Origin of the sequence: Halomonas sp. HP20-15, from assembly GCF_033446685.1 — a bacterium.
In the GTDB taxonomy this organism is placed as follows: domain Bacteria; phylum Pseudomonadota; class Gammaproteobacteria; order Pseudomonadales; family Halomonadaceae; genus Modicisalibacter.
Genome location: NZ_JAWQLY010000009.1, coordinates 184,538 through 209,077 on the forward strand (window position 1 = coordinate 184,538; position 24,540 = coordinate 209,077).

The window sequence follows — 24,540 nt, forward strand, 5'->3', positions numbered from 1 at the left end:
TGTCTGGCCATGGCTCGTCGATTTTTCAGCCTGAGCCTAGAGATCCTCAAGTTCTTCCGCGTCACGCATCATGCGCATGGTTTCATGGCGTTCCAGTTCCAGAAGGTTGTTCAACAGCTCCCCGGCCGACGACACTTCGGCCCGCGTCGACAAATAGCGATAGAGCTCGATGACCCGCTCATGAATTGCCAACACCGCGGCCATGACCTCGGCGGTGCTCATGGTGGCGTAATCGATGTTGTCCAGCGTTTCGTGCGTGAAGCTATGCTTGTCGACGTACTCCGCGCACCAGGTATGGAGCGCGGCGGCCTGAGCATCTTTCTCGCTCAGCGCCACGACCCGACTAAGCTCGCGTTCATGCCGGGACAGATAGTCGAGCAGCATGCGCAGCCTTTCCTGCCGGGCGTGTCCGGAGGCTCGCTCCAGTGTATCGGCCAGGTTGGTATGCAGCTGCCGGGTCAGTCCCAGCACGTCTTGAATGGTTTCGACCGTCATTCAGCTGTCCTGTCGCTGGTTAGCAGAAGCGTTACTCTGTCGACGACTGCTCAGATTTCGCACCAGATGCGCTCTCTAAGTTCGTCGCTGAGCTCCGAGACCTTGCGCATGCGTTTCCAGGTGGCTTCGGTCATGTCATCGGCGATTTCGCGATAACAGGACGCCATCGACGTCGGTGTCTTCAGTCCGCCGAGACCCAACATGCAATGCGTGAGCTTGCTGTAGGAAATCGCCATGGCCGAGAAAAACTCAAGTTCGTGGCGGACGGCGTCGTTAAGCGTATCCTGCCAGATGCGCCGTAGCTTGGCTGACGAGTCGGTAGCCTCCATCCAAGGGTGATACCACCATAGGAAGAGATTGTTGGTGCTGGCGGCTTTCAAGGGAATTTTAGGCAGCTCTATTGTTGTCATCGTCTTGTCTCCCGTGGAAGAAAGAAATATAGAAGTTCCCTGTTTCCTTACGTTATTTAGACGGACATCATTTTATTTAATATTATAAAGTGAAGCGTGTATTAACCTGCAATTGATGAGCAAATAGTCGTATCGCGAACGGCCTAACGCCAACGCCAGGCCGGTTCGTTTATCAGGCTGTCAGTAGCATCTTGATCGCCTTTTCCGAGGCCGCGCGCGAAAATACCTGATAAGCCTGATCGATCTCGTTCAAGGCGAACCGGTGGGTGATCAAGCTTTCCGCGTCGATGCCGCCGGCTTCGAGAAAGCGCATCAGTACAGGAATGGTATTGGTGTTTACCAGCCCCGTGCGCACGGTGACGTTCTTGATCCACAGCTCCTCGATGTGTAGTTCGACGCTGCGACCATGTACGCCGATGTTGGCGAGCTTTCCGCCAGGCCGCAGGATGCGCTGGCAGGTATCGAACGATTCGGGAATGCCTACTGCTTCCATGGCCACATCGACACCTTCACCATTGGTGAGCTGCATGATCGCCTCGACCGCATCGGCACTGACGGTATCGGTCGCGCCTAGCTGACGGGCCACGGCTAACCGGTTCTCGTCGGGGTCGACCATGATGATGCGGGCCGGCGAATAGAAGCGTGAAGTGAGCAGGGCCGCCAGACCGATAGGGCCGGCGCCGACGATGGCTATTGTATCGCCCAGCTTGACTTCGCCATTGAGCGCGCCGATCTCGTGCCCGGTGGGCAGGATGTCACTGAGCATCAGGGCAGCGGCGGGATCGAGTCCCGGCGGTAGCCGGTAGAGACTATTATCGGCATGCGGAATGCGCACGAACTCGGCCTGGGTACCGTCTATCTTGTGCCCAAGAATCCAGCCACCATCGCGACAATGCGCGTACATGCCTTGCTTGCAGTAGTCGCAGTGGCCACAGGAGGTGATGCAAGAGATCAGCACCTGATCGCCCGCCTTGAGGCCGCTGACGCTATCGCCAATCTCCTCGACGATGCCAATCCCCTCGTGGCCCAGGGTACGGCCGGCTTCCACCGCGGGCACGTCGCCCTTGAGGATATGCAAGTCAGTTCCGCAGATGGTGGTATGCGTCAAGCGTACAATGGCATCCGTGGATTTTTCGATGTCGGGGCGGGGCTTGTCCTTCCAGCTTCGTTGGCCCACCCCTTCGTAGACAAGCGCTTTCATCGATTGGTACTCCTTTTTGCGACCTGGAGACGAGGCCGCTTATTGCCAAGAGTATGGCTGCAACGCACCAGTAGGAATTGATCGACATCAAACTTGGTAAAGGTGGTGACTTTTTGACGAATAGATTAATACTAGAGCCTGAACACAGGACTACTCATTGAAGCGACTCTACAGTCGAAGTTTCAATGTGTTAGCCAACACCTGATGTTCTATATATTCATGCTAGTGATTTACGTAGCCGTGACAGAGCTACGCCGAAGAAGAGCGTGCCGATGACGGCTAGCATCATTAGTTGTGGCCAGACGACGGATAATCCCGCGCCGCGAAATAGAATGCTTTGCCCCAGCATTACGAAGTGGGTGGTGGGGGCGGCAAGCATGATATTCTGGATGAGTTCCGGCATGCTTTCCCGCGGTGTCGTGCCGCCGGATAGCATCTGTAACGGGATCAACGTGAGGATGATCAGTAGCCCGAGCTGAGGCATGGAACGAGCCACGGTGCCGAAGAAAATGCCCATTGAGGTGGTTGCGAATAAATGCAGCATGGCGCCGAACAGGAACAAGATGAAAGAGCCTGCCAGCGGAACCTCCAACCAGATATTGACAACGAGCCGCAGCGCCAGCGTGGCGGCCACCAGTACCACCAGTCCCATCGACCAGACTTTAGCCAGCATGATCTCGAAGGGCGTCACCGGCGTGACTAGTAGATGCTCAATAGTGCCATGTTCGCGCTCGCGGATCAGCGCCGCACCGGTGAGGATGATCGATAGCATGGTGACATGGTTAATGACGTCATTCACCGCGCCGAACCAGGACGCGGTCAGGTTTGGATTGTAGGCAATGCGTACCACCGCCTGTACCAGCGGCGTGCCCGTCTCCTCTGGCCCGTAAAGGAAGGAAGCGACTTCGCTGTTGATGATCTGCTGAAGATAGCCGGCGCCGGTAAACGCCTGGCTGATCTGAGTTGCATCGACGTTGAGTTGCAGAGTGACTTTATTGCCGTCAAGCAGGTCGCGTTGAAAATTGGGGGGAATGTCGAGAGTGAAGGTATAGCGCCCGTCGTCCATCCCCTCGTCCATCTCGTCATGGCCGGTCAGTTGCGGCTCGAGGAAGTAGGGCTCCTGCAACGCATCCAGGATGCGCTGCGATGCAGCTGAGCGGTCCTCATCGACCACGGCAATGGCAGCGCGATGCGGTGTCTCCGGTACGCCGGTAGCGCTGGCATAGATGCTGAGCGTGAAGGCATAGGCGATCAGCGTCATCATTGCTGGATCGCGCAGTAAAGCCCGCAGTTCCTTGAAGCCAAGCTGCATTACATTGGCAAACTTGGGCATTTCACTTTTCCTGTTTCCTGAGGCTGACTAGGCTAAGCAGGCTTAATACCGGGATGGTAGCCAGCAGGGCCAGAAAATGAGGGTACAGCTCGGCCAGGCCGAGGTCCTTGGAGAACACGCCGCGGCAGATCAACAGGAAATGGCTGGTGGGATAAAGATGGCCAATCATGGCTGAAGCGCCCTCCATTGACGAAACGGGATTGAACATGCCCGAGAATTGCAGTGCCGGGACCAGCGTGCCGATCGTGGTGCCGAAGATCGCTGCGATCTGACTGTTGAACAGTGCCGAGAATAAAAAGCCCAGCCCGGTAGCGCACATAACGTAGAGCAGGGCGCCTAGGGCCAGGGTGAACGGGTTGCCCTTGAGCGGCACATCGAACACCAGGATCGCTAATAACACCAACAGCAGAAAGTTAACCAAGCCCAGGATTAGGTAGGGCAGTTGCTTGCCAACCAGAAACTCCAGCCGGGTCACTGGCGTGACGTAGAAGTTGATGATCGAACCGAGCTCCTTCTCGCGTACCACGCCCAATGCGGTCAGCATGGCCGGAATCATCATAAGCAACAACGGAATGATCGTCGGCACCATGGCCGGCAGGCTTTGCACATCGGGGTTGTAGCGATAGCGCAGGGCTATGTCCACCGGTCCATCGTCGGCGCTCGTTCCCGTACTACGCGCGAGTTCCTGCAGGTAGGTGTTGTGGATGCCCTGGACATAGCCCCGGATGGTGCTAGCGCGAGCGGGCATGGCACCGTCAATCCAGTAGGACACCTGTGGTGAGTCGCCGCGCTTGATGTCGCGTCCAAAATCGGGCGGTATTTCCACCGCGAGACTGATGTCGCCGTTGCGCAGCCGTGCCTCCATGTCAGCGTAGTTCTGCAGCGGCGCCTTCTCATGGAAGTAACGCGAGCCGGAGAGGTCGAGGATATAGTGCTGACTGGTCGTGGTCTGATCGCGGTCGAGCACCGCGAAGGAAAGATCCTCCACGTCCATGTTGATGCCATAGCCCATAATGAACATCAACACGAGAGTGCCGATCAGTGCCATGGTGGCACGTATCGGGTCGCGGCGTAGTTCCAGGCCTTCGCGATGGGCATAGCTAAGCAGCCGCCGCCAACTGAAGCGCGGGGGTGAGGCGGTTGCAGTCGTCATGTTGACGGGGCCTGCCGGGGCACTGTCGACCGGTCCTCGGGGGGATGGACTGGCTTCGCGCAGATAGGCGATGAAGGCCTGTTCCAGTGTGTCGCTGCCACGACTCGCCATCAGTGCCTGCGGCGTATCGCTGGCGAGTACCCGACCGGCATGCATCAGCGAGACGCGATCGCAGCGCATGGCTTCGTTCATGAAGTGCGTGGAGATGAAGATGGTGACGCCGTCCTCGCGCGACATCTTCACCAGTTGGACCCAGAAATTGTCGCGGGCGATCGGATCGACGCCGGAGGTCGGTTCGTCGAGGATCAGGATTTCCGGACGGTGCAGTACCGCGACCGCCAGCGACAGGCGTTGACGGATGCCTAATGGCAGGCGGTCGGGCAGTTTGTCGACGACGTTAGCGAGACCGAAACGAGTCAGCAGCTCCTGGCGGCGCAGACGATAGTCTGCATCAGGCAGGCTAAACAGACGGGCATGCAAATCAAGGTTCTGTCCCACGGTTAGCTCGCTGTACAGCGAGAATGCCTGCGACATGTAGCCGATCCGCCGCCGGGCCTTGATATTGTTGGGGGCGACCGGTTGGCCGAATAGCCGAGCTTGGCCTTGCTCGAACGGCAGCAGGCCGGTCAGCATTTTCATGGTGGTCGACTTGCCGCAACCATTGGAGCCGAGGAAGCCGAATATCTCGCCGCGCTCGATGCGAAAATCGACATGATCCACGGCGGTGAAATCGCCGAACTGCTTGGTTAGATCATGGGCCTCGATGGCAATCTCTTCATTGGCGTGTCGCGGCGGAATGTTTAGCACTTGATGCTCGCGGCGACGGTCTTCGGGTAACAGCTCAATGAAAGCTGCTTCCAGTGTCGTGCAATGGGTCCGCTCAAGAAGGGCCTGGGGCGTACCGGTGTCGAGTACCCGGCCGTCATTCATCGCCACGAGCCAATCGAAGCGTCGGGCCTCGTCCATGTAAGCCGTGGCCACGAGCACACTCATATGGGGACGCTGCAGGCGAATGCGGGCGATGAGCTCCCAGAACTGACTTCGTGAAAGCGGATCGACTCCGGTCGTCGGCTCGTCGAGGATCAGCAGATCGGGGTCGTGAATCAGCGCGCAGCACAAGCCCAACTTCTGTTTCATGCCGCCGGAGAGCTTGCCGGCGGGGCGCTCGGTGAAATCGGCCAGGCCGGTGCTGCGGGTCAGGTCGGTGATGCGACGCTCGCGCTCGGCGTGATCCTGAGCGAATAGACGACCGAAGAACTTGAGATTCTCGCGCACGGTCAGGGTTGCGTAGAGGTTCTTGCCGAGTCCTTGGGGCATATAGGCGATACGCGGCCCTGTGAGACGGCGATGCTCGCTGTAGGCCATGTCGCCGCCGAGGACCTCGATGCGCCCCTTCTGAAGTCGCCGTGCACCGGCGATCAACGCCAGCAGACTCGATTTGCCGACCCCATCGGGGCCGATCAGACCAGCCATTTTCCGGGCCGGGATATCGAGACTCACATCGGCAAGAGCCACGACCCTGGCATACTGCAGGCTGACGTTGTGCAGCCGCGCGACGTCGTCCCCGGTCATGAGTTAACGTTCACCTGAAGGAAGTCAGGCCACTCGGCCTTGGAATCGAGCTTGAGATAGGCCATGCCGGGCAAGCCGGTCTTGACCTGCTCGAGGTGCTCAAGTAGCAGCTGGGGATCGATGCGCGCGCGAATCCGGAACATAAGTTTTTCCCGCTCGCTGGCCGTTTCCACCGTCTTGGGAGTGAATTGGGCCGCGTTGGCGACGAAGCTGACGCGAGCGGGAATTACATACTCCGGGGCAGCATCCAGCACCAGATGGACATCGTCGCCCAGCGCCACGCGGCCGGCCTGGGAGGTGGGCAGAAAGAACGTCATGTAGACGTCGGTCAGGTCGATCAGATTGAGGACCTTGCCCCCCGAGGCCAGGACCTCACCGGGTTCAGCGACACGATACTGCACTCGGGCCAGGCGGTCGGCATGCAGTTGGCTGTCATCCAGGTCCGCCTGGACCTTCGCCACGCTGGCGTCGGCGGCGTCGATGGCGGACTGCGCCTCGACGACCTGGGAGCGGGCCGCGACGATGGCCGCCTCGGCCGCCGAGACCTGGGCTCTCGAGGCGGCCAGCGCGGCTTCGGCGCTTTGCATGGCGGCGCGATCGTCGTCGAGCTGCTGACGAGAAATGGCGTTGCGCTGGACGAGGGTGTTGGAGCGCTCGTAGCGCTTGCGTGCCGCGGTCAACTCCGCCCGGCGTTGAAGCACGACGGCTTCCGCCGCGGCCTTTGTGCTTTCGTTTTGGGCCACTTGAGCGAGGGCGGTTTGCAAGGCGTTATGCATGCGCTGCAGTTCGGCCTGGGCCTGGCGCAATTGTGCGTCGAGCGTCCGGGTGTCCATCCGGGCCAGCAGTTGGCCGGGGGCCACGAAATCGCCTTCATCGACCAGAATCTCCGCCACGCGGCCGCTCAGCTTGGTAGCGATGTCGATCTCGGTCGCTTCCATGCGTCCATTACCGCTCGCGATGGCGTCGCCCAGACCACTAGGGCGCAATTCATACCAGGCGACCAGCCCGATGGCCGCCAACAGGACGACGAAGAGCAGGGCTTGGATCAGTCGCTTGCGAGGTGGTCGATTCATGACTGGCTCCGATCGCCATGGGGCAGGGGCTGTGAAAGCGAAGTGACGTCACTGGAAGCACACAGGTATGCCTGTTGCTCCCGAGCGAGGTTTGCCGCGTCCGTGACTTGCTCAGCGATACTCGATTCCCGCTGTCGACAGGCTGATACGAGTCCCGGCCGTGCCTTGGACAATGGCCTCGATATTCGTCAGGGAACCAATGACCGCCTCCTTGTCAGTACGACGGGCGAAGTCGCAGGCGGCCTCGACCTTAGGGCCCATGGAACCTGCCGCAAATGAGAGTTTTTCCAGCGCATCCGGATGAGCGCGGGCAATGGCTCGCTGACTGGGCTGGCCCCAGTCGACATAGGCAGCGTCGACGTCGGTGGCGATGACCAGCAGGTCACTGGCGAGTTCCTGGGCCAGGAGTGCCGAGCATGAATCCTTGTCGATGACCGCTTCGATACCGTGCAGTTTGCGTCCCTCATCGTAGATGGTCGGTATGCCCCCACCGCCGGCACAGATCACGACGCTGCCTTTCTCGAGCAGCCACTTCACCGGGCGGATCTCGAAGATGCGCTTGGGGCGCGGACTCGGGACCACCCGGCGAAAACAGTCACCATCGGGAGCGATGCTCCATCCTTTCTCTTTTGCCAAATGTTGGGCTTCCTGCTGCGAATAAACCGGGCCGATGGGTTTGCTCGGGTGCTGGAAAGCAGGATCGGAGGCGTCCACCTCGACCTGAGTGAGAATAGTGGCGAATGGGACCTCTACAGGTAGTAGATTCCCTAATTCCTGCTCGATCATGTAGCCGATCATGCCTTCCGTCTGAGCACCGAGTACATCCAGCGGGTAGGGGGCGACCCCGCTGTAGGCCGCACTCTGCAGGGCCAAGAGACCGACCTGGGGGCCATTGCCGTGGGCGATCACCACTTCGTTGCCGGAAATGATCTTGGCAAGCTGGGCACAGGCGATGCGTACATTCTCGCGCTGGTTATCCGCCGTCAATGGCTCACCACGACGAAGCAGTGCATTGCCGCCCAAGGCGGTGACGATGCGCATCGAGTTTATCTCCCATGCCGTGAGTGTCAGATATCGCCGAGGGTGGCAACCAGTACGGCCTTGATTGTGTGCATGCGGTTCTCGGCCTGTTCGAAGGCGATGCAGGCGGAGGATTCGAAGACCTCCTCAGTGACCTCGATGCCGCTCGCCAGCTCGGGATATTGCGCGGCGATCTGCTTGCCGACCTTGGTTTCAGCGTTATGGAATGCCGGCAGGCAGTGCATGAACTTCACCCGGGGGTTGCCGCTGGCGTCCAGTAGGGCCTTGTTCACCTGATAGGGGGTCAGAAGCCGGATACGCTCGCCCCAGGTTTCCAAGGGTTCTCCCATGGAGACCCAGACGTCGGTATGAATGAAGTCTACGCCCTGGACCGCCTCGGCGGGTGTTTCGGTGAGTGTCAATCGACCACCCGCTTCCTCGGCGAAACGTCGGCATATCTCAACATGCTCGGAATTCGGCCAGAGTTCCTTGGGTGCCCCGATGCGAACGTCCATGCCCAGTTTGGCGCCGACCAATAGCAATGAACTCCCCATGTTGTTACGTGCATCACCCAGATAGGCGTAGCTGATCTCGTGCAATGGCTTGTCACTGTGTTCGCGCATGGTCAATACGTCAGCGAGCATCTGGGTTGGATGGTATTCATCGGTCAAGCCGTTGAAGACGGGAACGCCGGCATACGTATCCAACTCTTCGACAACGGCCTGACTGAACCCCCGATATTCGATGGCATCGTACATGCGGCCCAGGACCCGTGCCGTGTCCTTCATCGTTTCCTTGTGGCCGATCTGGGAAGATGTGGGGTCGATGTAGGTCACGTTTGCGCCCTGCTGATAAGCGGCCACTTCGAAGGCGCAGCGTGTACGGGTCGAGGTCTTCTCGAATATAAGCGCGATATTCTTGCCTTTCAGGTGTTGCCGTTCGCTGCCGGTGTACCTGGCGCGCTTCAGATCCCGGGAAAGATCAAGCAGGTAGCGCAGCTCGCGAGGACTGTGATGCATCAGGCTAAGCAAGCTACGGTTGTGAATGTTGAAGGCCATGCAGGTTCACCTCGGAGATACAAATAGGATAGGGATGAATCAGTAATTCACGGGTTCCCGAATGATTGGGCAGGTCATGCAATGGCCACCGCCGCGACCACGCCCCAGCTCACTGGCGTCGATTGTGATGACCTCGACCCCGGCCTTGCGCAGCAGCGTATTGGTGTAGGTGTTGCGGTCATAGCCGATGACTACGCCGGGTTCCAGGGCCACCACGTTGTTGCCGTCATCCCACTGCTCCCGCTCGGCCTCGTAGCTGTCGCCTCCCGTCTGCACCGTGCGTAGTTTCTTCAGGCCCAGGGCCGTGGCCACGACTTCGAGAAAACCCTGCTCTTCGCGGCGTACGTCGATGCCACCCGGCTTGTTTTCATCGGGGCGCAGGCTGAATGCGACGATGGACTGCACGGCTTCTGGAAAGACCGTCACCAGATCGTGGTCACAGAAACTGAACACGGTATCCAGGTGCATGGCGGCACGGGATTTTGGCAGGCCCGCGACGATGATCCGCTCGGCCGCCCCCTGGTTGAACAACGACTGTGCTAGCTGACCAATCGCCTGGCGCGAGGTCCGCTCTCCCATGCCGATCAGCACGATGCCCTTGCCGAGCGGCATGACGTCGCCGCCTTCCAGCGAGGCCATGCCATGATCGATATCGGGATCGCCGTACCAGACCTGGAAGCTGGCGTTGGCGAATTCGGGATGGAACTTGTAGATCGCGGAGGTCAGCAAGGTTTCCTGGCGGCGTGCCATCCAGTGCATGGGATTCAATGTCACGCCACCGTAAATCCAGCAGGTGGTATCCCGGGTGAACAGCGTGTTGGGGAGCGGGGGAAGAATGAAGCTCGAGTGGCCAAGATAGTCGCGGAACATCCTGGCGATCACACTGGCGTGATCGCCAGGCAGGTCATCCCCCGAGACGCCTCCGATAAGGAATTCGGCGAGTCGACGCGGCTCCTGTTCTTCAATCCAGGCACGGACTTCCTGCTGTAAGCCCAGGCCTACCAGGTTGGCAGTGACCTTTCGGTCGAGAATCCATTTGCGGGCCTCGGGGTTCTTGACGATCTCTGCCAGCAGGTTATGCATTTCGAGAACTTCGATACCACGTTCGCGCATCTTGGTGATGAAGTCGAAATGGTCGCGCTTGGCCTGGTTGACCCAAATAACGTCGTCGAAGAGCAGGTCGTCGCAATTACTCGGGGTGAGCCGCTGGTGGGCCAATCCCGGCGAGCAGACCAGCACCTTGCGCAGTTTGCCGATTTCCGAATGAACGCCAAGTTGCAGTGGAAAAGTCATGATGTACTCCTAAGGGCAAGGCCGGAATGCCGGCTCTGTAATTGGCGGGACTCCAAGTTCAGAGCGACAGATAACCGGTGTACAAGCCGTAGGCGGAAAGGCTGGCACCGATCAGGACGAAAGCGAAGATTAACTTTTCTACAGGGCGAAACACGGGCTGGTTCTGCTCACGCTTGGCCTTGGCAAAAAACAGCGCACCAGGTGCATAAAGTAGCGCTGAAAGCAGGATGTACTGAACACCCCCCGCGTAGACCAGCCAGGCACTATAGATGACGGCGACCAGTGCGATGAACAGGTCCTTGTTCCGTTGTCGTCTTTGAGATTCGTAGGTTTCACCTTTCCAGCTTACCAGCAGGGCATACGCCGCCGACCAGAAGTAGGGCAGCAGAATCATCGAGGTGGCCAGGTAGAATAGGCTTAGATACGTGGACTCGTTGAATAGGGTGAGTATGAGGAAAAGCTGAATCAGTCCGTTCGAGACCCACAGGGCATTGCTGGGTACCTGCTTGCGATTTTCCTTCTTCAGGAAATTCGGCATGGTATGGTCGCGCGCACCGGCGAACAGGATCTCCGCGCACAGCAGTGTCCAGGCCAGCAGGCCTCCCGCCAGAGATACCACCAGGCCGAGGCTGATCAGGATGGACCCCCAGCGCCCCACGACCCGCTCCAGCACGCCAGCCATCGAGGGGTTCTGTAGGTTTGCCAGCTCCGGTTGTTGCATGATGCCCAAGGAAAGAATGTTCACCAGTACCAGCAAAAGCAGCACGCCCAGGAAACCGACCACCGTGGCCTTGCCCACATCACTGCGCTTCTCGGCCCGCGCCGAATAGATGCTGGCACCTTCGATACCTATGAATACCCAGACAGTGACCAGCATCATGTTCCGGACCTGATCCATAACGCTGCCAAGCTCTAGACTCCCTTGACCCCAGAAGTCGGTCCGGAAAATACCGGCATCGAACGCAAATAGCGTAATGATAATGAAAAGGATCAGTGGCACGACTTTCGCTACCGTCGTGACGAGGTTGATGAAGGCGGCTTCCTTGATCCCGTTCAGTATCAGGAAATGAATGCCCCACAGTAGAAGCGAGGAACACGCAATGGCCACAGGTGTGTTGCCTTCGCCAAAGACGGGAAAGAAATAACCCAAGGTGCTGAATAAAAGGACGAAATAACTGACGTTGCCGAGCCAGGCACTGATCCAATAGCCCCAGGCGGACGAGAATCCCATGTAGTCGCCGAAGCCAGCTTTGGCATAGGCATAAATACCCGAATCCAGGTCAGGCTTGCGGTTGGCCAGGGTCTGGAAGACGAAGGCCAGAGTCAGCATGCCTATCGCGGTTATTGCCCAACCGATCAGTACCGCGCCGGCGCTGGCACTTGCGGCCATGTTTTGTGGCAATGAGAAAATCCCCCCGCCGATCATCGAGCCGACGACCAGCGCGATAAGGGCCCCGAGTTTCAGTTTCTGTGTAGCCTGCGTCATTATTTGTCTCTGGGGAAAATTGGCTGTTTATGCAACTTGCTTGGTAGTCATGCCTGGCTATCGGATGCGTGTTTAATTATCCAGTTAGGGGTGACCTTATGGGTACTAATGTAGCTTGACTGGTATTGCACGCTGCATCATAGGCGATTGAATGCTAATAAAACTTGCGCTAAATCAAGTTTGCTGAAATAAACGGCAACCACTAACTAGAAGCCGAGGCTGGGCGATGACTTCGGATCGAGGGGCAGCGGCATGGCGTCTTGAATGAGAGCGAGCCGCCATCACCATTCATCAGTCAATAATTAGCAACAGCGCCATAGATTACGAGAGAGTGTCGGTATCAATTATTTGCTCTAAATCAAATTTCTTAATAATTCATACTTTTGACCTACTTGAGTAAGCTTGTCAACAAGTGGTGGCGCTATAACTATTCATATCGAGGCTGCATTTCGATAACGGGATGCCTGTTTCGTAATGTACTCATATTATTAGTTCTCGCGAATGCGCGGAGACAGGAGCACTGCCGTGGACAAGACCGCCAACCAGCCTTTACAAACTAGCCAAGAGCCCTCCTCAGAACCGACTAACCAGTCCTTGAGTCCCTTGGAAGAGTTTGATCGCAGGCTTGAAGGATTTTTTGAACGCAGCTGGATGAAGCCCTTCTTCAAGGATGATCTTATAAAGGAGCGCCTAGGATTTTTCGGCCAGCATAATCCCAAGGTTGATATTGTCGATCGCGACAAAGAAATCATCGTTCGCGCAGAAATGCCTGGTGTAGATCGCAAGGAAATTGATATCGAGATTACCGACCACTCATTGATGATCAAAGGGCATCGTTCAGGTGAAGCGAAAGAAGAAAAGGAAAAATATTACCATTCGGAGATGTGGCAAGGGGCTTTCGCTAGAACCATCGCCTTGCCGGTTGATGTGGATGAGCATCACGCTGAAGCTACATTTAAGGACGGTATACTTACGATCACTTTGCCTAAAGTCAAGCAGGATGTGCGTCGTAAAGTAGAAGTTAAATAAGCCGATGGCGTCGGTGATAATAGTTTAACCGACGCCACCTTTTATATGACCAGGTATCTACATGAAGGCTATGGTACTTGAGAAACGGGACGGATATCTTCAGGAGCGAGACCGGCCAATTCCCACTCCTGGCCAAGGGCAGGTATTGCTTAAGGTGGAAGCCTGTGCCGTATGCCGCACTGACCTGCATTTGTTGGATGGAGAGCTGCCAGATATCCATTATCCCATTATTCCCGGCCACGAGATCATTGGTCGCGTTGTCAGTTGTGGTTCTGGAGTTACGCTACAGCATGGCATGCGCTTGGGCGTCCCATGGCTGGGATACAGCTGTGGACATTGCCGTTATTGCATGAATGGGCAGGAAAACCTTTGTGATCGGGCCCGTTTTACCGGTTACCAGATCGATGGAGGCTTTGCCGAATATACCTTGGTAGACCATCGGTTCTGCTTTTCTATCAGCCCCGACTACAGTGCAGCAGAAGCAGCACCATTGATGTGCGCTGGCCTGATTGGTTACCGATCTTTAAGTATGTGTGGCGACGACCTGCAGCGCCTAGGTATCTTCGGCTTTGGCGCTGCGGCCCATATCATAGCCCAAATCGCACGATGGCAGGGTATCGAGCTGTACGCCTTTACTCGTTCGGGAGATGATCCTGCGCAACTGTTTGCTCATCACATGGGGGCGACCTGGGTGGGTAACTCCGATCAACTTCCCGATGTGCTACTAGATGCGGCTATTATCTTTGCACCTATCGGTGAGCTTGTGCCCGCGGCATTGCGGGCAGTGCGCAAAGGCGGTGTGGTAGTCTGCGGCGGCATTCATATGAGTGATATCCCTTCCTTCCCCTATGCGTTGCTATGGGGCGAGCGCCAGTTGCGTTCTGTTGCTAACCTGACTCGCAAAGATGGCGATGAATTTCTGAAACTGGCTTCCAAAGCGGCGGTCCGGACCAAGGTAGAATGTTATCCACTGCATGCCGCTAATGATGCTCTTCTACATCTTAGGGAAGGTAAGCTGACCGGTGCTGCTGTGTTGACGATGAACGGGAATTAATAGCTATGGCTAACTAACTGCATTCGAGGTGAAAGCTAGCCAAAAATTAAAATTGCCGTGCGAATAAAAATTAGCAACGACATGGCCCCATGAAAACATCAGAAGATCTGAGCCAGTATTGTTTCAGGTCAACTTTTTAATGTGGGTTATTTCTCCAAAGACATCAGAACTACCTTACAATGATTCCTCCGTCACCTCGTGTTTAGAGGCCGTGCTAGTCTCAAGCACGTACGCGATGAACCGGCGCACAGAGGGGACCTCGATCGGAGAGGATCAATGTCGATTCGCAATCTTGGCGCATTATTTGCCCCGACCGCAATCGCTCTTGTCGGTGCCAGTAACCGGCCCGGTTCAGTGGGCGCCGTGCTGGCGCGCAATCTCTTTGGAGTCGGGTTTGTGGGACCCATTATGACTGTGAATCCCCACGAACGCGCGATCCGCTCAACCCTCAATTACCACTCCGTCAGCGAACTGCCGCTAGCTCCCGATCTGGCCGTCATAGCGACACCGCCCGACACCGTGCCGGAACTCATCCATGAACTTGGTGAGCGGGGCTGCCGCGCGGCAGTGGTGATTACGGCAGGCTTTGGTGAGGGGGAACGCGCGGATGGCAAGGCGCTCAAACAGGCGATGCTGGAGGCGGCCCGGCCCTACTTGATGCGCATCGTCGGGCCCAACTGCCTGGGCATAATGGTGCCGCACCGGGGGATCAACGCCAGTTTCGCGCATCTCACGCCACTTGAGGGCGACGTGGCCTTCGTGACCCAGTCGGGCGCGGTGGCAACATCGATCCTCGACTGGGCCTCGGCACGAGGCATCGGCTTTTCACATGTGGTCTCTCTGGGTGCGATGAGCGATGTCGATTTCGGCGACATGCTCGACTACCTGGCCCTGGACCCCAAGACGCGCTCCATTCTACTTTACATGGAAGCTGTTACCGAGGCCCGCAAGTTCCTGTCGGCGGCCCGCATGGCCTCGCGCAATACGCCTGTGGTGGTGGTCAAGGCCGGACGCAGCGATGCCGGCGCCAAGGCGGCGCTGTCACATACCGGCGCGCTGGCCGGTTCCGATGTCGTCTATGACGCCGCGTTCCGGCGCGCAGGCATGCTGCGGGTCGGCACCCTCGACGAGCTGTTCCAGGCTGCGGGCACGCTGGCCACCGGCATTCGGGTGAAGGGCGACCGGCTGGCCATTCTTACCAATGGTGGGGGGCTCGGGGTGCTGGCGGTCGACGAGCTGGCTGACGTGCACGGTCGCCTGGCTGAGCTGTCCGAGGCGACGCTGGCGCGCCTCAATGGCGTACTCCCCAAGGCTTGGTCGCATGCCAATCCCGTCGATATTCTCGGCGATGCGCGGGGCCGGCGCTATGCGGACGCGCTCGAGGCTCTGCTCGCCGAGCGCGGAGCGGATGCGGTCTTCATAATGAACTGTCCCGCAGCGGTCGCGGATAGTCTCGAAGCTGCCCAAACCGTGGTCGAGACGGTCGGATCGCGGCGGCCGGCCGTGCTGACCTGCTGGCTGGGTGACGGGGCACCCGCCGAGGCACGTCGCCTGTTTGCCGCGAAGCGGATACCGTCTTACGAAACGCCCGAGCAGGCCATTCGGGCCTTTTGGCATCTGTCCAGCTACTGGCGAAACCAGCAGGCCCTGATGGAGACGCCACCGGCCATCTCCGATGCCATCAATATCGATCGAGTCGGGGCGAACGCTATCATCGATAGCGTACTCGAGGATGGTCGCAGCATCCTGACCGAGACGGAAGCGGCCGGAGTTCTGGCGGCCTACGATATCCCGACGGTGCAGGCCATCGTGGCCCGCACGCCCGAGGAAGCCAGCGAGGCGGCATTGCAGTTGGGGTTTCCGGTCGTGTTGAAGATCCTGTCGCGTGATATCTCTCACAAGTCAGATGTGGGAGGTGTGCAGCTGAATCTAGCTTCGTGTGGTGCCGTGGCCAAGGCGGCCGAGGATATGCTCGCCACGGTTCGCCGGGCCGCGCCTGGAGCTCGCGTCGATGGCTTCAACGTGCAGCCGATGATTCATCGTCCCGCCGCGCACGAATTGATTCTGGGCATCGCTGAAGACAGTGTCTTCGGGCCGGTCATTCTGTTCGGACAGGGTGGTACGGCGGTCGAGGTCATCGGCGACCGTGTCGTTGGCCTCCCACCGCTCAATCCCCTCCTGGCGCAGGAAATGATCCAGTCGACCCGCATTTCTCGCCTGCTGCACGGCTATCGGGATCGTCCGGCGGCCGATCTCGAATCGGTCACGCTCACGCTGATCAAGTTGTCCCAACTGATCGGCGATCTGGAGCGTGTGACTGAACTCGATATCAATCCACTACTTGCCGACGCTGCCGGGGTGATCGCCCTGGACGCACGTATTGCGATCAGGGCCGACCGTGGCCAGCGGAAACCATTTGCCATTCGTCCTTACCCTCAGCAGCTCGAGCAGATCATCGAGACAAGCAATGCGCAGCGCTATTTCGTGCGCCCGATTCGCCCAGAAGATGAAGGTGCACTGGTCGAAATGCTTCGCCATTCTTCCCCCGACGATGTACGGCTGCGCTTCTTTGCGGCGATCAGGAGCTTCGATCATGCTTTCGCGGCTCGCTTGACCCAGATCGACTATGACCGCGAAATGGCCTTCGTCGCGATGCCGCTAGACAAGCAGGAAATCTTCGGTGTTGTCCGCCTGTCTGCCGACCCCGACAAGGAGAAAGCCGAGTTCGCGATCATGGTGCGTAGTGACATGAAGGGAACCGGACTCGGTTACCGTCTCATGGAGCAGATTCTTGACTATGCCCGTGCTACCGGCATACGTCAGGTATTTGCCGATGTACTGCGAGAAAACCATGCCATGCGTCAGATGGCGGCGGAGCTAGGGTTTTCGATCCAACCTGCTGCAGACGAGATGGAGATCGTAACGGTCACTCTGGACCTCTGATGGCAGAACGCCATTGCGCTCAATGTATCGATTACCTTTGGAGTAGGCATGGAGACAGCCTCTGCCGTGCGCCCGGCTGATACCGCGACAGCATCCGTACATGGCGATGCCCATGCCAAGCATGTCGACGAGATTCTTGCGACCTTGGGAACATCGCCTGCCGGGCTGACGAAGAACGAAGCGATTAGTCGCCAAGCTATATACGGGCTCAACCAGTTGCCGGCGGTGGCTGGCCGCCATCCACTGTTTCGCTTGCTCGCCCAATTTCATAACGCGCTGATCTATTTTCTGCTGTCGGCGGCGGTCGCGGCATTGTTGCTGGGGCATTACGTCGATGCATCGGTCATCGTTATCGTGGTGCTGGTCAACGCCGTGGTCGGTTTTGTTCAGGAGGGTAAGGCGGAAAAGGCGCTCAATGCGATCCGTAACCTGATCGCTCCGCATGCCCATCTGGTAAGAGAGGGCCGACGCGTTAAGGTGCCAGTCGATGAGATCGTTCCGGGTGACATCGTATCGCTGGAGGCAGGGGATCGGGTGCCCGCTGATCTGCGCCTCATCCGGGCCAGTTCATTGCGGATCGAGGAAGCCATCCTGACCGGCGAGTCGTTGGCTGCAGAAAAGCGCGAGACTCCGGCGCCTAAGGAGGCGGCGCTCGGCGACCGTCACTGCATGGCGTACTCGGGTACTCTGGTTGCCAGCGGTCAGGCTACAGGGGTGGTCGTTGCCACCGGCAGCGATACCGAGATCGGGCGAATCAATACTTTGCTGCGCGAGGTCCAGCCATTGACCACGCCGCTGCTGCGCCAGATCAATCGTTTCGGTATGCAGTTCACCTGGATTACGCTGGCCGCGGCGGTCGTTTTGTTCGTCTTTGCGGTGCTGGTGCGCGGCTATGCCTGGCCGGAGGCCCTGATCGCGGTGGTGGCGTTGGCCGTGGGGGCCATCCCGGAAGGCCTGCCGGCGGTCATTACCATCACGCTGGCCATCGGTGTGCAGCGCATGGCACGGCGTAACGCCGCAATCCGGCAGCTACCCGCTGTGGAAACACTCGGGGCTACCTCTGTTATCTGCTCCGATAAGACCGGTACGCTGACCCGCAACGAGATGACAGCGCGACGCCTGGCCGTGCCCAGTGGCCGAATCTGGGTGACCGGTTCGGGCTATGTGCCGGAAGGGCGGCTGGAAATCGAATCGGCGAATAACGCCGAGGTGGTTCAGCGGCTGGCGGACAGTGACAGGCTGATTAGGGTGGGGTTGCTCTGCAATGATGCCCAGTTGAGCCAGACTGGTGGAGATTGGCATGTCATCGGCGATCCGATGGAGGGGGCACTGGTGGCGTTGGCGATCAAGTCTGGGGTGGAGCACGAGCGTGTACGCCAGGAGTGGTCACGCCTTGATGAGATTCCATTCGATGCCAAGCATCGCTTCATGGCCACGCTCAACCGTAATGCCTCGGGCGCACGTCGAATCTTCGTCAAGGGCGCGCCCGACGAACTGCTACAGCTATGCACTGTCCAGACGGAGGGTGAGGGGACTGTGCCGCTGGATCGGAACGCCTGGACCGCACTGATCGCGGAAGCGGCCTCCCAGGGCGAGCGTGTACTTGGCTTCGCCGACAAGTCGGTGCAACCTGACACTGACCACGTAGATTTCCCCGATCTTGAAGAGGGAATGGCCTTCATCGGCTTGGTGGGGTTCATCGATCCGCCGCGTGAGGAGGTCGTGGCCGCCATCGCCGAGTGTCGCTCCGCCGGGATTGCGGTGAAGATGATCACCGGCGATCACGCGGCGACTGCGGCGGCCATCGCCCGTCTGTTGGGCCTCGGCGATAATCCTCGCGTACTCACCGGACGTGATCTCGATGACATTTCGGAGAGCGACCTGCCCGCTATCGTCGCTGAGACTAGCGTCTTTGCCCGGACCAGCCCCGAACATAAGCTGCGCATCGTCCAGGCGCTGCAAGCGACCGGCGCCATCGTCGCGATGACCGGAGACGGCGTCAATGATGCGCCGTCGTTGAAGCAGGCGGATGTCGGGGTCGGCATGGGGCACAAGGGCACCGACACGGCGAAGGAGGCGTCCCAGATGGTCCTGCTCGACGACAACTTTGCCTCCATTGTCGCCGCCGTGAATGAAGGCCGGGTGGTCTACGACAATATCCGCAAGGTGGCGGCGTGGACACTGCCGACCAATGGTGGCGAGGTATTGGCCGTCGTTGCCGCGATCCTGTTTAACTTCGCCATGCCGATGTCAGCGGTTCAGATTCTGTGGATCAATCTCGTCACGGCAGCCACGCTCGGCCTGGCCCTGGCATTCGAGCCCGCCGAGCCCAATGTCATGCAGCGTCAGCCCAGACCTGCTGCGCAGGGGTTGCTTACCCCTTTTTTAATCTGGCGCGTCATGCTCGTGTCACTGTTGTTCCTGGCTGTGGCGTTGGGCGTTTTCTTTTACTCGCTGGGGCGAGGAGACGAGTTGGCCATGGCCCGCACGCTAGTGGTCAATGTGATCGTGGTACTGGAAGTCTTCTATCTCTTCAACGTGCGCTACCTGCACATGACTTCGTTCAACTGGCGCGGCGTGTTGGGGACCCCCGCCGTACTGATAGCTGTTGCAGTGGTTGTCCTGGCTCAATTCGCATTCACTTACCTGCCGGTCATGAATGTTTTATTTGATACCCGTCCGTTGGGCATCACGGACGGAATAATGGTCATCGCTATCGGTGTGGGTCTCTTGATCGTATTGGAAGGCGAGAAAATGCTAATACAGCGAGTCAGTTGGTTAAGCCGTTGCGCATGAGAATCGTCCTTGTGAGCTGGTGGAGACGCGCAAGGTACCGGATCCTGACGCTTGACTGGTATCCACCTTGTTTGTTCATCGGCTTCGTGGCTTTCTGGACATGGCTGGCAGTTGCGCCTCGTTATCGATCCGACTGGTTGCTTGAGAATATGCTGGTATTTACGGCAATCCCTGTGCTGGCCTGGGTTTGGTACCGAGGAAGTGTGTCACGCCTCGCATGGAGTAGTATTTTCCTCTTTCTTACTTTTCATGAAGTCGGCGCCCACTACACCTATTCCGAAGTGCCATACGACCAATGGTGGCAAGCCATTTTCGGTTTTTCCCTGGATCATGAACTTGGCTTCGAACGTAACCAGTATGATCGATGTGTACATTTCCTTTATGGGTTACTTGCTCTTCCACTTGTGGCAGAGCTCATGGCAAGGCTTTTTTGCCTCGACTCTTTACTGCTTCGGCTCATCCCGGTATCGATTATCATGTCTCATGCAGCGCTTTATGAACTTATCGAATGGTTTGCAGCTGAAGTTTTTGGAGGTGAGCTGGATCAAGCATACCTAGGAGTGCAGGGGATATATGGGACGCACAGAAGGATATGCTGTTGGCGCTTCTAGGGGCGCTTGTGGCCAGTGTCGTTACCCTTATCATAAGTAAAGCTGATGTGAAGGGATGTCCCAATCGCCGAAAAATACTAAATAAATAAACTGCGTAATCATTTGCTTGGATAATGCCTGCCGGATATGGCGCTAGCAGGGCAAGCTCCATGCATATCTGCTCTTTTTTCTGTTATTAGCAGCTCATCAGCTGTTAAGGAGTGCGCGTCACTTATGTCGACTCTGGCTTTTCAGGGTGAGGTGAATGTTTCCTCGACAGTCCCATGGTGCCAGTCGGTATTTACCAATCCTGTGCATGACTCGTACAATTGAAGAGTCAATGCTTATTAAGCGGATCCATGGCGGGGCAATCATTATCGCCGGTGCCAGCATTTGTAACGGCGGCGCATTTTTCATCACGTCCGCTATAATTTGGAGAAATCCCGTACGCGGCTGGTTATTGGTGGGTTTTAGGCAGCTGGCACCCTAGGGCGTCAGCTCGTCGATGGAGCCGCGAAAGTTCGAGTACTCGGCCATGAACTCACCGTCAAAGCTAAGGTGCATACCCTTGGCGGGTTTTCCGCCCATGCCGGGCAGAGCCAGTTGATCGGCTGGGCCGGGACCTTCCGTAATCGCCCACGCTTCTACCTCGTACACGGCGAGGCGGGAGCCCAGCAGGCGCTCAAGGCCGCCTTGGCCAAAAATGGTATTGAGGCCGAGATTCCGTCATATGGCCAACGAATCGATTTGTGACAGGCAAGAGCAGTATTGTGTTTTAGCCAAATAGGTCAAGACTTTTACGACACCAAGCAGATGCGACTCTATGACGCATCTAAATGTTGACGCATTGGGCTATTCTTTGGGTATCCAAATAAAGTTATTAGCATATATCAAATGGTCATTTGTTGCCGTGCATCTTCGATGCGCAATGCGCGGTCTCTTGGCTCGGGGGAGATTAACGTCATGCCCACACAGTACACAACGCATGCCCTTGCGGGTCACCCAGTCGTTACCCCTTTTTTTGACGAGCCGACCAATACCTTCAGCTATGTGGTCCAGGACCCCGAAAGTAGGGCCTGCGCCATTCTCGACTCGGTGCTCGATTTCGATTATGCCGCCGGACGCACCGATGTTCGCTCCGCGGATGAGATAGTCGGCTTCGTACGCGGACAAGGCCTTGAGGTGAAGTGGATCCTCGAAACACACGTTCACGCTGATCATCTTTCTGCGGCCCCTTACCTGTATGAAACGTTAGGCGGCAGGACCGGCATCGGCGCGAAGATCGTCGATGTCCAGGCTATGTTTGGTAAAGTTTTTAATGCCGGTAGCGACTTCGCTCGTGACGGGAGCCAGTTCGATCAGTTATTTGAAGAGGGTGACAGCTTCTCTATTGGCAGCTTGGAAGGTCAGGTCCTGCATACCCCGGGGCACACACCAGCCTGCCTGACGTATCTGATCGGCGATGCCGCTTTCGTTGGTGACACGCTGTTCATGCCCGACTATGGCACCGCCCGCTGCGATTTCCCCGGTGGTGATGCGCGGACGCTCTACCGCTCCATACAAAAGGTATTGGCGCTGCCGGACGAGACCCGGCTCTTCCTGTGTCATGACTACAAGGCACCGGGGCGAGAGGAGTATCGGCACGCAACCACGGTGAAGGAACAGCGGACCCACAACATTCATGTGCACGAGGGCATCAGCGAGGAGGAGTTCGTCAGTATGCGCACCGAGCGAGATGCCACCCTCAGCATGCCGCGGCTGATCCTGCCCTCTGTACAGGTCAACATGCGCGCTGGAAAGATGCCGCCGCCAGAAGCCAATGGTCAGGTCTACCTTAAGGTGCCAATCAATAAATTATGACGGCCTAGCGTTCTATTGTCTTATCCATAGCGAGCATAGCCGGCCAGTATGGGTGACCGGCTGAGGTTCAACCTGATTATGACTTGGGGAAGATAACGTGGACTGGAATGGAGCCGTACATGGGCTGATCGGCGGTATTCTCATCGGTCTATCCGCCACATGGCTGATGGCAACGCTGGGACGCATAGCAGGCATCAGCGGTATTATTGGAACACTCGTCACTGCTCGGCCAAAGGGCGATAGCGCCTGGCGCTTTGCCTTTTTACTAGGCCTAATCAGCGGCCCGATTGTGCTTGTAATGTTGTGGGGTGGATTGGGCAATGTGGCGGGGGCGCCTGGCGAAGTGATTGGCCAGCCTGCCGGAGGTGTCGGTCGCATGCTTGTTGCAGGGTTGCTAGTCGGTGTGGGAACAAGCCTGGGGAGTGGCTGTACTAGCGGTCACGGGGTATGCGGCCTAGCGCGGCTCTCGCCTCGTTCATTGATCGCGACATTGGTTTTTCTCACTGTAGCAATGGTTACTGTCTTTATCGTGCGTCATGTCTTCATGGGAGGCTCATGAAAACATTGATGGGTTATCTCGCGGGGTTGTTGTTTGGGCTGGGCCTAGCGATCGGAGGCATGACTGATCCGGCTCGGGTGCTTAACTTTCTTGATGTATTTGGTAATTGGGACCCGACCTTAATGTTCGTGCTGGGTGGAGCCGTATTTACGACATTAATCGGCTACCGAGTGGTGTTGCGTTACCCTCGCCCCTTGTTCGCTGAAATGTTCCAATTGTCGACACGAAGTGATGTGGATAGACGCTTGATTAGTGGGGCAGCATTGTTCGGCATCGGCTGGGGCCTATCCGGCTATTGTCCTGGACCGGCGTTCGCCTCTCTCGCCGGGTTAACCTTTCCCCTCGTAGCCATGCTAGTGGCGATGGTGGGGGGCTGGTGGCTAGCGAAGATGTTCTCAGGTGAACATTGAGCAAGCAAGACAGCGGCTCATCATGACTGCCTGTCCTCGAACATGCTCCCGTGGCCGCATTCTAGGCAGTGAATTTGCCTTTCATCGTTTCGCGCTGTGTATGCTCCGTGCTTTCCCTCTCAGGCTCACGGCCGCCGGGCATCTAGTCATGACCGGTAAATAGTCGAGTATCGTCCGGCGGCGCCAGGATGGCCTAAGTGAATCCTACGGCTGTTGAGCATTGTCCCGGGGTATCGGCAGGGTCGTGCCGCCTCCGATTGAAGAGTGTGTCATGTACGAAGGCGCATCGCCGATGACAACGGTGACCGACGCTTTGGGCGGGCCCTGCCTGCTATCTCGCCCACGTAGAAAGTGTCGTTCGCAACAAAGAGGAGGCTTACTGGCCGCCCGTCATCCACGCTGGCCGGCCCGTTGTGCAGCGCCGTCCCTCTTTTTGCTCGCGAAGGCGGCTCTCGTTTGACATTATAGGCGGCTCGTATTTAGATAGATCGGTCTATATAGGAGCGATCGCCGTTGCCAGCCTCCAAGCGCGACCAGCTGCTCGCCACAGCCGAGCGACTTTTTTATGAACAGGGATTCCATGCCACTGGTGTCGACCGCATCGTGGCTGCCGCTGGAGTGGTACGCATGACGCTCTATAACCACTTCACTTCCAAGGAGGCCTTGATAACGGCGGTACTGAAGGCCCGCCATGAACGTTTCATTGCCAGCCTCGATGCGGCTGCAGCCTCGGCTTCGCCAGGCCAGGTGACACGGGCCATGGTCGAGGCGCATGGCCGCTGGTTGGAGCGCTACAGCCAGCATGGCTGCATCATGGCCAAGGCAATGGGCGAGTTCGCCGAGCATGGCACCGAGATCCATGCCTTGGCGGCGGCGGCCAAGACCGACCTGCTGGCACGCCTCGAGGCCGCAGTGAAAAGCGACGAGCTGGACCACCACGAAGGACTGGCGCGACGCCTCTTCGTGGTATTGGAAGGCAGCAATACGACAGTGGCTCTGCTTGGCGTACAGGCGGCCCTGGCCGACACTCGGGCCGTGACCGACGCCCTGCTTGCAGCGGCCAGGAGCGGGATCTCCTAAAGCCCTTGGCAGCACTCGGCGGTCGGGTCCATTTCCGTTACGCCTCTAGGCGGTAGGGGCGTAACGCTTTAAGGGCTTTCACACCGTCCCTCATGGCGGCAGATGGTCAGCGGCTTGCGCGGTAG

At 57.9% G+C, this 24,540-nt stretch carries 20 protein-coding genes; 10 read left to right on the forward strand and 10 right to left on the reverse strand.

Going from position 1 to position 24,540, the window contains the following annotated elements; genetic code table 11:
• Positions 1–36: 36 nt before the first annotated feature.
• From R6258_RS13440 to arcD, 10 genes are all read right to left on the reverse strand, one after another.
• The gene (locus R6258_RS13440; protein WP_318451094.1) at positions 37–495 is read right to left on the reverse strand and encodes a hypothetical protein; all 459 of its coding nucleotides are present in this window, start codon (positions 493–495) and stop codon (positions 37–39) included.
• Positions 496–545: 50 nt separating this feature from the next.
• Positions 546–905, reverse strand: a complete 360-nt coding sequence (locus tag R6258_RS13445) for a hypothetical protein (RefSeq protein WP_318451095.1) — start codon at positions 903–905, stop codon at positions 546–548.
• A gap of 172 nt (positions 906–1,077) precedes the next feature.
• Positions 1,078–2,106, reverse strand: a complete 1,029-nt coding sequence (locus R6258_RS13450) for a zinc-dependent alcohol dehydrogenase family protein (RefSeq protein ID WP_318451097.1) — start codon at positions 2,104–2,106, stop codon at positions 1,078–1,080.
• A 217-nt stretch (positions 2,107–2,323) separates the two neighbouring features.
• Positions 2,324–3,439 carry an ABC transporter permease gene (locus R6258_RS13455; RefSeq protein WP_318451099.1) on the reverse strand — a complete coding sequence of 372 codons (1,116 nt, stop codon included), beginning with the start codon at positions 3,437–3,439 and terminating at the stop codon, positions 2,324–2,326.
• A gap of 1 nt (position 3,440) precedes the next feature.
• Positions 3,441–6,164 carry a ribosome-associated ATPase/putative transporter RbbA gene (rbbA, locus tag R6258_RS13460; RefSeq protein ID WP_318451100.1) on the reverse strand — a complete coding sequence of 908 codons (2,724 nt, stop codon included), beginning with the start codon at positions 6,162–6,164 and terminating at the stop codon, positions 3,441–3,443.
• On the reverse strand, positions 6,161–7,237 hold the full coding sequence (locus R6258_RS13465; protein ID WP_318451102.1) for an HlyD family secretion protein: 1,077 nt from the start codon (positions 7,235–7,237) through the stop codon (positions 6,161–6,163). The genes rbbA and R6258_RS13465 overlap by 4 nt, the downstream gene beginning before the upstream one ends.
• A 111-nt stretch (positions 7,238–7,348) precedes the next feature.
• Positions 7,349–8,278 (reverse strand): carbamate kinase, encoded by a 930-nt coding sequence (gene arcC, locus R6258_RS13470; RefSeq protein ID WP_318451104.1) that lies wholly within the window; start codon positions 8,276–8,278, stop codon positions 7,349–7,351.
• Between the two features lie 26 nt (positions 8,279–8,304).
• Entirely contained in the window at positions 8,305–9,315 is a 1,011-nt protein-coding gene (locus tag R6258_RS13475) for an ornithine carbamoyltransferase (RefSeq protein ID WP_318451106.1), read from the reverse strand.
• Between the two features lie 39 nt (positions 9,316–9,354).
• Positions 9,355–10,608 (reverse strand): arginine deiminase, encoded by a 1,254-nt coding sequence (gene arcA / locus R6258_RS13480; RefSeq protein ID WP_318451107.1) that lies wholly within the window; start codon positions 10,606–10,608, stop codon positions 9,355–9,357.
• Between the two features lie 58 nt (positions 10,609–10,666).
• Positions 10,667–12,094: an arginine-ornithine antiporter gene (arcD, locus tag R6258_RS13485; RefSeq protein ID WP_318451109.1), complete on the reverse strand. Its 1,428-nt coding sequence runs from the start codon at positions 12,092–12,094 to the stop codon at positions 10,667–10,669.
• Between the two features lie 525 nt (positions 12,095–12,619).
• Between arcD and R6258_RS13490 the strand changes: the two genes are divergently transcribed.
• From R6258_RS13490 to R6258_RS13530, 10 genes are all read left to right on the forward strand, one after another.
• The gene (locus R6258_RS13490) at positions 12,620–13,123 is read left to right on the forward strand and encodes an Hsp20/alpha crystallin family protein (RefSeq protein ID WP_318451111.1); all 504 of its coding nucleotides are present in this window, start codon (positions 12,620–12,622) and stop codon (positions 13,121–13,123) included.
• Positions 13,124–13,184: 61 nt separating this feature from the next.
• Positions 13,185–14,177, forward strand: coding sequence for a zinc-dependent alcohol dehydrogenase family protein (locus R6258_RS13495; protein ID WP_318451113.1), 993 nt, complete (start codon positions 13,185–13,187; stop codon positions 14,175–14,177).
• 276 nt (positions 14,178–14,453) lie between these two features.
• Entirely contained in the window at positions 14,454–17,120 is a 2,667-nt protein-coding gene (locus R6258_RS13500; RefSeq protein WP_318451115.1) for a bifunctional acetate--CoA ligase family protein/GNAT family N-acetyltransferase, read from the forward strand.
• Positions 17,121–17,168: 48 nt separating this feature from the next.
• The gene (locus R6258_RS13505; protein ID WP_318451116.1) at positions 17,169–19,916 is read left to right on the forward strand and encodes an HAD-IC family P-type ATPase; all 2,748 of its coding nucleotides are present in this window, start codon (positions 17,169–17,171) and stop codon (positions 19,914–19,916) included.
• On the forward strand, positions 19,913–20,527 hold the full coding sequence (locus tag R6258_RS13510) for a DUF2238 domain-containing protein (protein WP_318451118.1): 615 nt from the start codon (positions 19,913–19,915) through the stop codon (positions 20,525–20,527). The genes R6258_RS13505 and R6258_RS13510 overlap by 4 nt, the downstream gene beginning before the upstream one ends.
• Positions 20,528–21,064: 537 nt before the next feature.
• Positions 21,065–21,259, forward strand: coding sequence for an MBL fold metallo-hydrolase RNA specificity domain-containing protein (locus R6258_RS18900; protein ID WP_412176379.1), 195 nt, complete (start codon positions 21,065–21,067; stop codon positions 21,257–21,259).
• A gap of 210 nt (positions 21,260–21,469) precedes the next feature.
• Positions 21,470–22,366, forward strand: coding sequence for an MBL fold metallo-hydrolase (locus R6258_RS13515; protein WP_318451120.1), 897 nt, complete (start codon positions 21,470–21,472; stop codon positions 22,364–22,366).
• Between the two features lie 166 nt (positions 22,367–22,532).
• A complete protein-coding gene (locus R6258_RS13520) occupies positions 22,533–22,925 on the forward strand; it encodes a YeeE/YedE family protein (RefSeq protein ID WP_412176382.1) in 393 nt (130 codons plus the stop codon).
• Entirely contained in the window at positions 22,922–23,335 is a 414-nt protein-coding gene (locus R6258_RS13525; protein WP_318451124.1) for a DUF6691 family protein, read from the forward strand. The genes R6258_RS13520 and R6258_RS13525 overlap by 4 nt, the downstream gene beginning before the upstream one ends.
• Positions 23,336–23,848: 513 nt before the next feature.
• Positions 23,849–24,415 (forward strand): helix-turn-helix domain-containing protein, encoded by a 567-nt coding sequence (locus R6258_RS13530; RefSeq protein ID WP_318451126.1) that lies wholly within the window; start codon positions 23,849–23,851, stop codon positions 24,413–24,415.
• Positions 24,416–24,540: the final 125 nt, after the last annotated feature.